This window comes from Coleofasciculus sp. A1-SPW-01 (genome assembly GCF_040217205.1).
In the GTDB taxonomy this organism is placed as follows: Bacteria; Cyanobacteriota; Cyanobacteriia; order Cyanobacteriales; family Coleofasciculaceae; genus Coleofasciculus; species Coleofasciculus chthonoplastes_A.
The window spans coordinates 24,443-37,887 of the sequence record NZ_JAVJNP010000189.1; the positions used below are offsets into that span (position 1 = coordinate 24,443).

Below are 13,445 nucleotides of genomic sequence, written 5' to 3' on the forward strand. Positions count from 1 at the left end.
TCGTCTGTAGGGGCGGGTTTGACTTGTATCGTTTCGGGTTTGCCCAAAAGCAACAAAACCCGCCCCGCCTTAGTGGTGTGGCACAGCTAAAATGGTGGAATAGATTGTAGGTTGGGTTTCGACTTCGCTCAACCCAACGGACTTTAGGCTAAAGCCCTTACTACAAACTCAATCTTATCCGTCAAGGATTCTGGAAAAGGGGTTAAAAGTTTGAGTTTACTCATGAGTACGCCAACTGATCAAGTAGTAATTATAACTCTACAGCGCCAGTTAACAGCAGCGAGAGCGAGTGGCGATCGCGTGGCGGAATGTGAAACCCTGGGAAACTTAGGGATTGTCTATTATCAGAGGGAACAATGGCAAGAGGCGATCGCGACTTTTACCGATTACCTTAATCTGGCAAAAAAGCTAGGACATCAGTGGCAAGAAGGGATAGCCTATTATTACTTAGGATACAGTTACAGAGCCATAGGGGAGTTGGCACAGGCAGTAGACGCATTCTGTGCAGCTTATTCGTTATCGCGTCAGTTTGGGAATCAGGATGTTTTCTTGCCAGTTTGGGAACAGTTAAATGAAATTGTTGAAGTTTATCTGAGCGCAAAAGAGTTTCAGTCAGCTTATCATCTTACCCAGTGGCAATTGGAAACTGCCAAAAAATGGGATAATTTAGCCCTGCAAGGATGGCTATGGGAAAAGTTAGGGAAAGTTCACTATAACAGCGGCAATTATCCAGAAGCGATTGCTGCTCACCAGGAAATGTTAGCAATTGCTGAGGCTTCGTCTGATAATCGGCTAAAGAATTTAGCCTGGGCTTGGTTGGGGTGTAGTTATCGGGAATTAGGTGAATTAGAACCAGCTTTGACATATTTTAAGCAGCGTTGGGATGGGGTGCAGGAGTTGGAGGATAGGGTAGCCCAACGGGAAACGCTGGATTGGTTGATTAGCATTTATACTCGGTTAGAACGGTATGAACAGGCGATTGACTGTTACGATCAGCAGTTAAAGCTATTACGAGAAGTGAGTGATACTATTGCCGAGCAAAATTGTGTGTATAATTTGGCAAAGTTACAGTTTGATCGCCAGCACTATCAGGCAGCGATATCAAGATTTGAGCAGGCTTTAAGTTTGGCAGTAGGGTTAGCAGATAATCAGGAAAAAATTGCCAATGGGAATTATATGCTGGGACGGTGTTATCAAGCCTTGGGACAAAAAGAAACCGCTATTGCTACCTATCAGTCAGCCGTTGAGTCTTATTTAGCGTTGGGGATTCAGAATTGGGCAGCCAGTGGGTTGGACTATTTAGTTAATTTGCATCGAGAGTTGCAGGAATATGACAAAAGTATTGATTATCAGCAGCAACGGCTAGAGTTAGCACGGAAAACAGGCGATCGCGTGGCTGAACAAAGTATTTTATATGGAATGGGCAATCTGTATGATGATAAAAAAGAAGATACCCAAGCCATCGAATACTATCAACAAGCATTGATTTTAGCGCAGGCATTAGAGCAAGGGCATAATCAGGCTAATGCTGGTTATATGTTGGGTCAAGTTTACGCCCGTTTAAAACAAAAAGAAGAGGCAATTAAGTATTCTCAGCAAGCGGTGTCTCTCTACTTGGAGTTGGGAGTTAACAAGTGGGCGCTTAAGGGATTGAAATTCCTGAGTGATTTATATCGAGAGTTACATGAATATGAAAAGGGCATCAATTGTCAGCAACAACGGCTAAAACTGGCACAAGATATCAACGATAAAACACAAGTGCAAAATAGTTGGTATGATTTGGGATGTCTGTATCGAGATCAGTATCAAGATGAGCAAGCGATCGCGGCTTTAAGTCAGGCGTTGACATTGGCTCAGAAACTGAAGCAGCAGTATAAAACGGCAAATGCTCATTATCTGCTCGGCTCAACTTATCAAAGGTTAGGGCAGATAACTGATGCAATTAATCAATACAGTCAAGCGTTAAAACTCTACGAAGAAACTAATACGCCAAAGTGGGCAGAAAAAAGTTTTGTCAAGCTGCGGACATTAGAAGCCCAACAAAATTTACTCTGGGGTGATAGTCAGTCGCTGGCTAAGAATAGTTATCCTCAATATTTAGAGTTTTTAGGGGAATTACTGAATAGTGATGGGAGCGAGGACATCCTATCGCATTTGCTTCAAGCCAACTTAGATAAATTAGATGATATTTTCCTGCAATTAATTGTTGATTTTTGTAATAAATTAAAAGCGATTGAAACGAAAACCGCTCAAAAAATTGGCGATACTATTTTTGATATCAGCGAATCGATTTTTATATTACCGTTAGGAGAAAGAGCAACCAACCTAGAAATTAGTATTGCTTGCTACGAGGGTCTCTTAAATATTTTTACGAGCCATACATCTCAATGGGCATATACTCAGAACAGTTTAGGGATTGCTTACTTAGAGAGGATTCGAGGACAAGAAGCGGAGAATGTAGAAAAGGCGATCGTTGCTTTTAATGCGGCATTAGAAGCCTATCCCCGTGAAACTTTTCCCGAAAAATGGGCAATGATTACAATGAATCTAGGGAAGGCTTATAGTGATCGCATCCGAGGGGAAAGAAAAGAGAATCAACAAAGATCAATATCCTACTATAACACTGCCATAGTTGTCTTGACTAGAGAAAAATTTTCCCAATACTGGGCAATAACCCAAATGAATTTGGGAAGTATTTATAGGAATTGCATCCGAGGGGAAAGAGCCGAGAATGTAGAAAGAGCAATTTCCTATTACAACACTGCCGTAGTTGTCTTGACTAGAGAAAAATTCCCCCAATACTGGGCAATAACTCAAATGAATTTGGGAAGTGCTTATCGAAAACGTATCCGAGGAGAAAAAGCCGAGAATGTAGAAAGAGCAATTTCCTATTACAACACTGCCGTAGTTGTCTTGACTAGAGAAAAATTCCCCCAATACTGGGCAATGCTTCAAAGGAATTTAGGCAGTGCTTATCGAAAACGTATCCGAGGGGAAAAGGTCAAAAATTTAGAAATAGCAATTGCCTATTACGAAGCTGCCTTAAAAGTCTTTACTCACCAATCCTTTCCGCAAAAACACGCAGAGACTTTATTCAGTTTAGCAATAGGCTACTACAACACACAACGATGGTCAGAAGCTTATGATGCTTTGGCACAATCCATTGAAACAGTCGATTATCTGCGAGGTGAAATTTGTTCCAGAGATGAAGTAAAACGCAAATTTAATGAAGAGTGGAATGATAATTATTTAATGATGGTACAAGTCTGTATTAAGTTACAACGCTATCATAAAGCTCTTGAATATGCCGATCGCAGCAAAGCCCGCAACCTGATTGAAAGCATTACTAGCCGTGATCTCTACCCCCAAGGAATCTCCGAACCTACCCGTCAACGTTTGCAACAACTCCGCCAAGCCATTTACCAAGAAAACCAGCGCCTCGCCCAAGATCCTAACCCTGACTACACCCACATCACCCACCTGCGGGAAGAATTTCAGCAAAAATCTCCCTACAAACCTCTGAAATTTGAGCAAATCCAAAACCTTCTGGATGCAGAAACTGCCATCCTCGAATGGTACATCTTATTAAACAATCAATTTCTCACCTTCATCCTCACGCCCCAAACCCTTGACTTCTGGCAATCTACCTCCGAAGACTTCATCAACCTCATGGAATGGGGAAACGCCTACCTCAATGATTACTACACTGATAAAACCCAATGGCAAGCTAAACTTCCCCAACGCCTCACTACCCTCTCGGAAATCCTCCACCTTTCCCACCTCCTCACCACTCTGTTTAAACAATTCCCTACCTGCAAAAAACTGATCCTCATCCCCCACCGTCAATTACACCTTTTACCCCTCCACGCCCTTCCCGTCATCTGTCGGGATGAGGGCGCAAGCCTTGGGGATGAGGGCGCAAGCCTTGCGCCCCTACAGGAATGGTTCCCCAAAGGCGTGAATTATGTCCCCAACTGTCAACTCCTGCAACAGCCACAAAACCGCAACAGTCCCGAATTTAAACGCCTTTTTGCCATCCAAAATCCCACCGAAGACCTGATTTTTGCTGATCTGGAAGTGGAAACCATCCGCAACATTTTCCCCAAAGACAAACGCACCACCCTCTCACGAAAAAACGCCACAAAAACTGCCTTGTTTACCCCTGGCAAAAATCTCACCCAAGCCAACAATCTCTACTTCTCCTGTCACGGTGCATTTAATCTAAACTCTCCCCTAGACTCCGGACTACAACTGGCTGATGATGTCCTTACTCTGGCGGAAATCATCACTTCCCTAAACCTCAGTCAATGCAGCCTCGTCACCCTCGCCGCCTGCGAAACTGGACAAGTCGCCATCGATACCACCGATGAATATATCAGCCTCTCTAGTGGCTTCATCCTCGCCGGGAGTCCCAGTGTTATCGTTACCCAATGGTCAGTGAATCAAATTTCCACCGCCCTGCTGCTGATCAAAACTTATGAAATCCTGCATCAACATCCTGGAAAACTAGCCATCGCCCTAAAAACCGCTCAAATGTGGCTGCGAGATACCACCGTCCGAGGCTTCCAGCAATGGGTGCAACATTCCCCTATATTCAGTGAGGGTTGGCGTCCTCAGTTACAAGCATTTTTCCAAAACATGGGCGAAAATAAAAAACAGGGATGGGACAGCCAACCCTATCAGTCCCCTTATCACTGGGCGGCTTTTTGTGTTGTCGGAGAAGGAGAACAAACACTAACCCATGTCAAGTGATGCCGATAAAATCCAAACCTTTATTAAGCTGATTGAAGAAAATCCCGATAATTGTTTCGCTGACCATTGGCAGAGTTTAACCGAACTACAAAACCAACTCAGTGACGATGACGAAAAGAATGTCGAAGCTGTGGAAAACTGGCTCAAAGCCGCTGATCGCGCCCCACTTCAGCAAGCCTACACCCAAAAATTATCATCCATCAATCCTCTCTTAGGCGCAACGGGAGAAAAAGGCGGTTTTGGCGGTAAAGCCAAACCCAAACAATCCAGTCCCTCCCTACGGGAATTAATTGAACAAGCGGCTAAAAAAAATACCTCTCTGGGTAATTCTACTGCCCAAAAACCCCCAAGTCAATCGTGAAAAACCTTCGTCTGAGTCTCTACGCTTTCCACCTCTACCAAACCTTAGATGAGCCTCCCGATACCGTTAATCAAGATGGGGCGAACCTCTGGGAAAGTTTAACCAACTTAGCACAATTTTTCCCCTTTCCTGAACTCCAAACCCTTAAATCTCAACTTATCTCATACTCTCCCGATCAAGAGGGTAAGTATCAATACAATCCCCAACGAGAAGACAACTTAGCCAACGAATGGTTAACCCATCATGGCGCTGAAATAGAATTCACGTCTATTCCCACCAATGCCGGATTTCAACTGGGAGGAAATCTCCAACCGTTTCGCCTCCATGATACCTATTGCGTGGATATCACCCTCTATCCTGAAATCCCCGATTTAGGCATGACCATTGACCAACTATCTGCCTTTAATCCGAAAGCGTTAATTGAGGGAATTAACGCTAACTTAGGCAAAGTGATCTGGTTAACGGGAGAAAATCACTACTTTACTAAACCCAAACCCACAGAGGCTCAAAAATGGGTTAATGCCTTGTGTGCAGGCACAAACCTCAACCCGCAGTTCATTGATGAAGACAAGTTATTTAATTGCCCTTTATTTCGATTTGAAGCCCAAAATTTAACCCTTCTCGTTTCCTTCGCTAAACCCAAACAAGCAGATTTAGAACGAGCGAACCAAGACTATTCTTGGTTTAGAGACTTGCTGTGGAGTTATCAAAAGATTACTTTTGCCTATCAAGAAGCCAGAGCGTGCTATAAAAAATCACGGTTAATCTATGGCACCTTAGAAACTAAAGTACAAGAGTTTTATGCGATTCTCAATCAAGACAGCAATACTCGTGTTTATCAGCTTGATGCTTTATTAAAAGCAATACCTGAAAACGTACTTTACTATAACTGTTATTTACGCGATTTAAAGTCTTATTATACCACAATTGCGGCGAACAAGCAAAATCTTCAAACCTGCTTAAATTACTTGCTCACATCCGGTGACACACTGAAAACATGGTCAGCCTTTACTGAGCAAACCTGCCCCCGTTATCTCACTCAAATTCAAACCTATATTGATTATCTTGAACCCGGAAAAGACCTGTTTAGCGACTTGATCAACACTATACGAGCAACCGCAGCCATAGAACAGTCTAAACGCGACAAGGAATTACAAGATAATATCCAGGCAGTCGGTGTTGGAATTGCAGCCGGGGCGATTCTTTCCTCCAGTACCGGATTTCTGATGGAACCTTGGCGTTTACCCAGCCGTGATAACAGAATTCCTCACCCGTTTATTATCTCATTCTTTGGGAGCTTTATTCTGGCGTTTGTTACCTGGAAGTTAGCCAAGTGGTGGATTAAACGTCGGCGTTTTAAACATTAATAAACTATTAAATTTTATTGGTACTGAATTTTGTTGGGTTTCCTACGTCAACCCAACCTACAACTAATACCCAATTTAAATGCATGACAGCTTACCGACGAGTTATTTTCTCTAATTTTTCCTTCACCGCCAACTGAACTAACGAATACAACAAAATGACAAACCAAAATCCCGACAACGTAAATGCGGCAATTGCCCACCCCGTATGCGGCACTAATAATAATACCGTTCCCGCCAATAATGCAAACCCAGTCAAACAGGCATAAATCAAACTCTTAATCGCCAAATGAATCCGTTTTAAAGCGCGATCGCTCTCTAGGGAACGCACCCTGACTTGTAGTTCCCCTTGCTCGATTCGGGCTTCTAATCGGCGAATTAACAATTCTGTAGAACTCGGCTTATTTAACCGATATTTAATAAAATCTCTGGCTTGCCTTGCCAGTTCTTTCACCACATCTCCCCGCCCTTTGGAAACGGTTAAATTTTTAACAAAGGGTTGACTGGCGGCTAATAAGTTATACTCTGGATTTAAAGCCCGGGCAATCCCATCTAATGTAGTTAACGACTTTAAAATAAACGTCATTTGTGCGGGTAAACGAAACGGTTGCTGCTCAAACATCACATACAACTCATTCCCCAATGCTTCAAATTCCCGCACATCGATGGGCTTTTCCCGAAACCGTTCTAAAATAAACCCAACTAAGCGTTTCACTGGGGTCATATCCGGTTGCCGTTCCAGTAACCCCATATAGGTTAAGGTATTCACCACCTCATCGGTGTCTTTCCGCAGAACGGCAAAAAAGGTCTTAATCATTTGGTCTCTGGCAATGGATTTCACCTCCGCCATCGTGCCAAAGTCATAGAAAATAATACTGCCGTCCTGATCAACTGCCATATTTCCCGGATGCGGATCTGTCTGAAAAAAGCCGTCTTCTAATAACTGTTTTAAGTAACAAGAAATTCCCCGTTGAATCACCTCATTGGTGTTAATTTCACAGGCTTCTAGGGTTTGGCGATCGTCAATTTTGATTCCGGGCAGATATTCTAGCGTGAGTACCTTCTTCGTCGTGTAACGCCAATAAACCGTCGGCACCATAATTCCCGGATAATCCGTAAAGTTTTCCCGAAACCGATCAGCATTTTTTCCTTCTTGGATATAGTCTACTTCTTGATAGAGTAAATCAAAAAATTCGCGATAAATTGCCTCAAGTTTATACTTCCTTACCCAAGGCAAATACCGATTAGCAAATCGCACTAATTCGTGTATGATTTTAAAATCTAAATTAAAAAGTCGTTCAATCCCTGGACGCTGCACCTTCACCACCACATCTTCCCCGGTGTGCAGCCGTGCTTTGTGAACTTGACCCAAACTCGCTGCTGCTAGAGGAAAGGGGTCAAACTCCCGATATAATGCATGAATAGATTGACCCAGTTCGACTTCAATCACCGCGATCGCTTCCGCCCCACTAAATGCTGGAACCCGATCCTGTAAATGCGCTAATGCCTCGATGTACTCTAAAGGCAGTAAATCAGCACGAGTCGAGAGAGCTTGCCCAATCTTAATAAATGTAGGACCTAAATCCAGCAACGTCCCCACCAGCCACTGGGCGCGGCGGTTGCGGTGATTGGGCGTATCGTTGGCAATGGTTTTGTCCCACCATAAATAGAACATAAACTTCGCCGCCGACCGAAAAATGTCAATCTGGCGGGCGAGGGGGGAATACTTTCGTCGTTGCCAACGGGGTGGCTTGGGCTTAGCCTTAGTCAGCATTCTGCCTTGTGCATCTGATGAATGAGGGAACAGGAGCGAGAACCTATCGCTCTCCTCCTTAATACTTTAAGGTTTTATAGCACTACGCACACACGTTAGGACAAATGAATAAAAATTAAAATCGCTCAATCCCTTTTCAGGTAAGCTTTTGTCTTCACTATTGCCTATTGCCTATTGCAAGAAAGCCTAGCGCGTAGCGCTATATGGCAAAATAGGCTGCGCTAGACAACTTACGACTTACCATTTGAGGGAAAATTATCACTTCGTCCTATTTTTCCACAATCTTTACAGAATTCAAGATTTTCATGAACCCAATTTTATGTGGAGTGGGACATGATCAGGATAAGTCTAGCAAGGAGCAATCCATGAAGACAGAAGATGCTTTGGCAGCAGGAGCCACTGTTGGCGCTGGTGCTTGTGCGACAATTTCCGTTAGCGGAATAACTTCTGGATTAGCGGGAATTGGCGGTGGCATAGCAGTAGGAGGAATAGCTTTAACTGGAGCGTTTCCTTTCCTGGCAGGAGGTTTGGTTGGCGGTGCGCTGACTTACCTTCTGTGCAATAAGGGCAGTGACTCCTCATCAGCCAGATAAGCATTGTGTTGCAAGCTCTAATTTTAAGGAGCTACTCTCAACAACTCAAAATCAAACCGAATAAGCTGTAGTACATCGGGCTAACTGTGGCAGAAAGAAATCAGAAACTTTCTGCCCATTTTTATTTATGCAATGCTCCGCTCAGTAGAATGCCACTGATAAGCTGTCATACATTTAAATTGGGTATTAGTAACGAGCAAGATGCAAAGCCTGCGGCATGGCTTCGCTAAACGCACTACAAGGCTTTCGCCATTATTGACATTAAGGTTTAAATGCAGAACAGCTTATTCCCACCACAAGACTTATTCAGCAGCCCCTACTTACTAGCTGATCCACTTCATCGGGTAGAGTTAAGGTAAATGAAATCATTGCCCGATGTGAATTGTCTAACGGCTGACTCGCCACCTCAATCGTGCCGTTGAGATGATTGACTAAACACTTCACTAATGCTAGTCCTAATCCCGTTCCAGGAACAGCTTGTTTGGTGATCCCTTGACCGCGCCGAAATTTCTCGAAAATATAGTTAATATCGGTTGGTAATATACCGTCACCGATATTGGTTAAGGTTAACACCAACCGATTGACCGCAGCATGAACGTGATACTCAACCTTGAGAGAAACGGTTGTATCGGGGTGGGCATATTTGCCCGCATTGGTTAACAATTCCAGCAGGATACGGTTTAAACTTTCTGGATCAGTATGAATCATCAGCGAGTTTAAGGGGCAATCTAGGTTCAATTTCACTGACTTCGATGCCCATTTCTCCTCAAAATCCTGGGCTAATGTCTGAATTAGCAGAATTAAGTCAATGGATTGCTTCTGGATATAAGCGGGATTGGATTCGAGTTGCTGTAAACTGAGTAAATCGTTGATTAGTTCGATTTCTTGATTACACTGTTGCTCAAGAATGTCTAAGTATTTTTGCCGACGCTTGGCGGGGAGTTTGGGTTGGCGCAACATGCGAATGGCTAGACTCATCGCCGTTAATGGTGTTCTCAGCTCATGATTCATGGTACTAATGAATTCTTCTTTAAGCTGATTTAATTCCTGAAGCTGATCCACCTGCTGGCGGATGCTTTGATGTAATTGGGCGGGAACGGTTAAACAGGGAGACGGCTGAACCGAGTGATGGTTAAGGCGGGAGGGTTCTGGCTGTCGGCTTTGATGCTGGTGAATCAACTCACTCAGTTGCGTCGCCACCCATCTGATCCATTCAATGTCATCCCCTTGCCATAAACGCGGCTGATCCTGTTGGACAACTAAAAATCCTAATCGTTTCAGATGTTGAGAACCATTGCTAAAGGTGTGACAGAGGGGAACCATTAACACCCCATGGCTAATTGCCTCCTCAAATCGGGAGATTCCTGAAGTCTCAATTGGAGTATTTGCCCAATCCGCGATCGCAATCGGTTCAGGTGTCTGTTTCCAAGCCATTTGGCATAAGCCAGAGTCAGATAACCGGAAGGATTGATGGAGTAATCGTTGGGAGTTTAGCTGAACTGATTGATCAAGCGTAGGAGTACACCATTCAGCGACAACCTTAACCTCAATTGATGGCGGAGGCTTGCCATCTTGATCCGGTTGATCTAGAGCATGATTATGATTAAATAGCAGTAGCCAACCCCGATCTGCCTGAAGTGCTTGAGTGGTACTGGCAACCACTTGTGCCATTGTTTCATCAAGATTGCGATCGCTCTGGATAAACTGACTGAATGGGGAAAGTCGCGTCTGGTATCGTTTGGACTGATCTACCTGCTGGGTAAGCTGAACGTGAGCGATGGCAACGGCTACAGATTCAGCCACCTCACTTAACCGTTGTTTCTCCTGTATTGTCCAATCATAAGGCTGCGATCGCCCTAACACGATCATCCCATTGATCCTGGATTGACACCAGGTATGAAGCCTTAACACTGCCCTAACAGGGAGCCAATCCCAACACCGTTGATCTGCCAACTCCAGATCAGACTCCTGAATATCCCGAATTGCCAAAGGTTCTTCTACGCCAGTCAGAAATGATGGGTATTGCCCTAGTGTTTGGGGTTGAGGTTGTCGCCCTGAGTCGCCCTCGGCATACCATAATCCCATCTGGGGAATTGCCGTTGGGCATGAGTCAACGTCGGTTGGGTTGAAAGACGAAACCCAACTCGCCTGGTTAGCTTGAACATTTTGTGCCAACCTGACATGCTCCCTTGCGATTTCTGGGGAAAACGCTGCAATTAAGCAATAATCAACCTGAAATGCCTCACCTAATACCTGGGCAATACTCGCCAATAACGTCTGTGGATTGGGACTAGCAACGATAATTGAAATAATCTGTTGTCCCAGTGGATTGGATGAAGGCGGGTAATGCATGAGTGAATACCTCTATGCTCCTAGGTAAGAACGGCGGCAACGGTTTTAGCGAAGACATGTCCGACGTTTCACCTACTTTCCCCAAGTGCTACAAGGCTTAGGGATTAATTTTCGGATTAGTCTTCAGACATCAGTCAAAGGATGGATTTTTGAAACGGTTGCTGCTGATACAACTGGCTCAAAGATAGATGGTCATACTTAGTATTCCCGTTCTGACGAAGAATATACCAACAGAGTAGGGGTTTGGTAACCAAACCCCTACTTGACAAATGACGAATGACCACTACTGAGACTGTCTCTGTTTTGCCTGCTGTTGAGCCAGTTGACTGTTTTGGCGATAAAGGATAACCCGATCTTGAGCGATGTCATAACGGGGATGATCCGGGTTAACGCTACTCATCAGAGTTGAGGCTTTCTCCCACCTCGCCGCTATATCTAACCACTGAGCGGCTGTATTCGCCGTTTTCCCCTCAGCATCAGCTTCGATGGCGAGCCGAACCGCTTCGGTAAAGGGATCTGAGGGTGTTGCGGTTGTTGAGGGTGTTGTTGGTGAAGGTGAGACAGGTGTGGGGGGAGGAGTTGGTTCTTGAGGAGTGGTGCTGGCGTTTAACGTGGGAATTAAGCGATCGTAAACGAACCAACCGGCTAAGAGTAAGAGAACAAGAACGCTAATACCACTGACAAAACGGCGCTGGAAACGAGGGTTTTGTTTAACTTTGCGGAAGGATACCTGGGGAAGCTGAGTTTTCTTCTTTGGTTCAACTTTAGGAGATTTGAATGCCTTGATCCATTGCTGAAGCAGGCTAGGCTTACTCAGCACGATTTCTTGAGACCATAAAAGATGGTCTGGATTACGGCTGATTTCTTCTAACCATAGCAATTGCTGCTCCTGCACGATACGGCTGTTAATGTTTACCCGACGAATGTTACGCGGCGCAATATCTTCCAGGATTTTTTGGATGTGGTTGACGAGAACAGAGCGCTCCAGGGGTTCGACGACAGGTGCTTCACACAACAGGTGCAACACGCCCTCAGCAAAAACCGCTCGGGTTCTGACGCGATCATCGGCTAGCTGTTGATTCAGCATTTGAATTATCGCCGCCACACTGCCCTGGTGAGCTTGTTTGGCGATATCATCCATCGAATCGTGCATATTGGGTTAAGCTATGGATTATGTCGCTAAGACTGACTGTTTTAATTTACACTCCGACTCCATAGGATACAAGAATCCCATCAGGTTAAAGCCGTGGGTTTTCCGGACACAGGGGACACAGATTTGTCGGGGCGAGTTTGACTCCATAAGAAATATACACCGCCCTTGTTTTGTCTCACTTTACCCAATTGTGGATAAGTTGGTTTAGCCTTTGAGAGGCGGCAGTGTATTTACAAAGTTTTACAATTAAAGGAAAATATAGCCCATACTAGGAGGGTTTCCATGCTGCTTAAATCGACAACTCGTCACATTCGCATCTACGCTGCCGAGGTGCTAAACAGTGAATTAGTTGAGAGTGACAACGTTTTAACACTAGACGTTGACCCCGATAATGAATTTAATTGGAGTGAAGATGCCCTGCAAAAAATCTATCGTAAGTTTGATGATTTCGTAGAAGCCTATAGCGGTGAAGATTTGACAGAGTATAATCTTCGCCGCATCGGCTCGGATTTAGAGCATTACATGCGATCGCTCCTGCAAAAGGGTGAAATTAGCTACAACCTGGAGTGTCGGGTAATGAACTATAGCATGGGATTGCCCCAGGTCGTGTCTCAGGACTCCTAAGTCCAACTCTAACGCCAAGTGCGATTGCCTTGTTCATCGGTGCGTGCTTGGCGAATCACATCAGAAATTTCTTCAGCATCCTCAACATGGTGTAAGGCTTTTTCTTCCCCATTTTCGTCTTTCACGTTGAAGTAGGTTGGGACTTCGATGTGATCACCGGTAATATCAGGAGCATCAACCGCGACTTTCTCAGATTTTTGTTCCAGGGTTTGCTCTTCTGGCGAGACTTTATCACCGGGATTGAGCGTATCATGGGTATCTGGGCGTTCTAGCTTATTCATAAAAAGCTCTTTGTAGTTTGCCTGTCTAGTTTGATCCTAGAAAATCTATGGGGTTAACTAACAGTCCGTAAATATCTAGACAATTAGTGACATAACTGGAAATTTTCTATGATATAATTAGGCAATGTCTAGTTTAACCCCCCAAGAAGCAGCTACTCTACTAGGTGTGACGGTCTTGCACGTTGCACCGA

Annotated in this window: 9 protein-coding genes; 5 read left to right on the top strand and 4 right to left on the bottom strand. The window is 44.4% G+C overall.

What is annotated here, in order from left to right:
- The first annotated feature begins 222 nt into the window (after positions 1–222).
- Genes RH949_RS27725 through RH949_RS27735 form a run of 3 tightly spaced genes read left to right on the top strand, consistent with a single transcriptional unit; the run spans position 223 to position 6,480 of the window.
- Positions 223–4,752, top strand: a complete 4,530-nt coding sequence (locus tag RH949_RS27725) for a tetratricopeptide repeat protein (protein WP_446357691.1) — start codon at positions 223–225, stop codon at positions 4,750–4,752.
- Positions 4,742–5,113 carry a hypothetical protein gene (locus RH949_RS27730; protein ID WP_446357693.1) on the top strand — a complete coding sequence of 124 codons (372 nt, stop codon included), beginning with the start codon at positions 4,742–4,744 and terminating at the stop codon, positions 5,111–5,113. Before RH949_RS27725 ends, RH949_RS27730 begins: the two co-directional genes overlap by 11 nt.
- The gene (locus tag RH949_RS27735; protein WP_446357695.1) at positions 5,110–6,480 is read left to right on the top strand and encodes a hypothetical protein; all 1,371 of its coding nucleotides are present in this window, start codon (positions 5,110–5,112) and stop codon (positions 6,478–6,480) included. The genes RH949_RS27730 and RH949_RS27735 overlap by 4 nt, the downstream gene beginning before the upstream one ends.
- A gap of 91 nt (positions 6,481–6,571) precedes the next feature.
- Here the strand turns inward: RH949_RS27735 and RH949_RS27740 are convergent, their stop codons facing one another.
- Positions 6,572–8,251, bottom strand: a complete 1,680-nt coding sequence (locus RH949_RS27740) for an ABC1 kinase family protein (protein WP_006105208.1) — start codon at positions 8,249–8,251, stop codon at positions 6,572–6,574.
- A 305-nt stretch (positions 8,252–8,556) separates the two neighbouring features.
- Between RH949_RS27740 and RH949_RS27745 the strand changes: the two genes are divergently transcribed.
- Positions 8,557–8,844 (top strand): hypothetical protein, encoded by a 288-nt coding sequence (locus tag RH949_RS27745; RefSeq protein WP_006105260.1) that lies wholly within the window; start codon positions 8,557–8,559, stop codon positions 8,842–8,844.
- Between the two features lie 306 nt (positions 8,845–9,150).
- Here RH949_RS27745 and RH949_RS27750 read toward each other — a convergent pair whose 3' ends face one another.
- Both RH949_RS27750 and RH949_RS27755 read right to left on the bottom strand, forming a co-directional pair.
- Positions 9,151–11,196: a GAF domain-containing sensor histidine kinase gene (locus RH949_RS27750; protein WP_446357698.1), complete on the bottom strand. Its 2,046-nt coding sequence runs from the start codon at positions 11,194–11,196 to the stop codon at positions 9,151–9,153.
- A 283-nt stretch (positions 11,197–11,479) separates the two neighbouring features.
- Positions 11,480–12,349: a hypothetical protein gene (locus tag RH949_RS27755; RefSeq protein ID WP_446357700.1), complete on the bottom strand. Its 870-nt coding sequence runs from the start codon at positions 12,347–12,349 to the stop codon at positions 11,480–11,482.
- Between the two features lie 282 nt (positions 12,350–12,631).
- On the opposite strand from RH949_RS27755, the gene ndhM reads away from it, so the two are divergent.
- Positions 12,632–12,973, top strand: coding sequence for an NAD(P)H-quinone oxidoreductase subunit M (gene ndhM / locus RH949_RS27760; RefSeq protein ID WP_071777272.1), 342 nt, complete (start codon positions 12,632–12,634; stop codon positions 12,971–12,973).
- An 8-nt stretch (positions 12,974–12,981) separates the two neighbouring features.
- Here ndhM and RH949_RS27765 read toward each other — a convergent pair whose 3' ends face one another.
- Positions 12,982–13,254, bottom strand: coding sequence for a hypothetical protein (locus RH949_RS27765; RefSeq protein ID WP_446357703.1), 273 nt, complete (start codon positions 13,252–13,254; stop codon positions 12,982–12,984).
- Positions 13,255–13,445 lie beyond the last annotated feature (191 nt).

What these genes read in the sequence shown, in the direction of transcription:
- RH949_RS27725 (WP_446357691.1), top strand. Translation starts at nt 223, where the DNA reads ATGAGTACGCCAACTGATCAAGTAGTAATTATAACTCTACAGCGCCAG.
- ndhM (WP_071777272.1), top strand. Translation starts at nt 12,632, where the DNA reads ATGCTGCTTAAATCGACAACTCGTCACATTCGCATCTACGCTGCCGAG.
- RH949_RS27745 (WP_006105260.1), top strand. Translation starts at nt 8,557, where the DNA reads ATGAACCCAATTTTATGTGGAGTGGGACATGATCAGGATAAGTCTAGC.
- RH949_RS27755 (WP_446357700.1), bottom strand. Translation starts at nt 12,349, where the DNA reads ATGCACGATTCGATGGATGATATCGCCAAACAAGCTCACCAGGGCAGT.
- RH949_RS27765 (WP_446357703.1), bottom strand. Translation starts at nt 13,254, where the DNA reads ATGAATAAGCTAGAACGCCCAGATACCCATGATACGCTCAATCCCGGT.
- RH949_RS27740 (WP_006105208.1), bottom strand. Translation starts at nt 8,251, where the DNA reads ATGCTGACTAAGGCTAAGCCCAAGCCACCCCGTTGGCAACGACGAAAG.
- RH949_RS27750 (WP_446357698.1), bottom strand. Translation starts at nt 11,196, where the DNA reads ATGCATTACCCGCCTTCATCCAATCCACTGGGACAACAGATTATTTCA.
- RH949_RS27730 (WP_446357693.1), top strand. Translation starts at nt 4,742, where the DNA reads ATGTCAAGTGATGCCGATAAAATCCAAACCTTTATTAAGCTGATTGAA.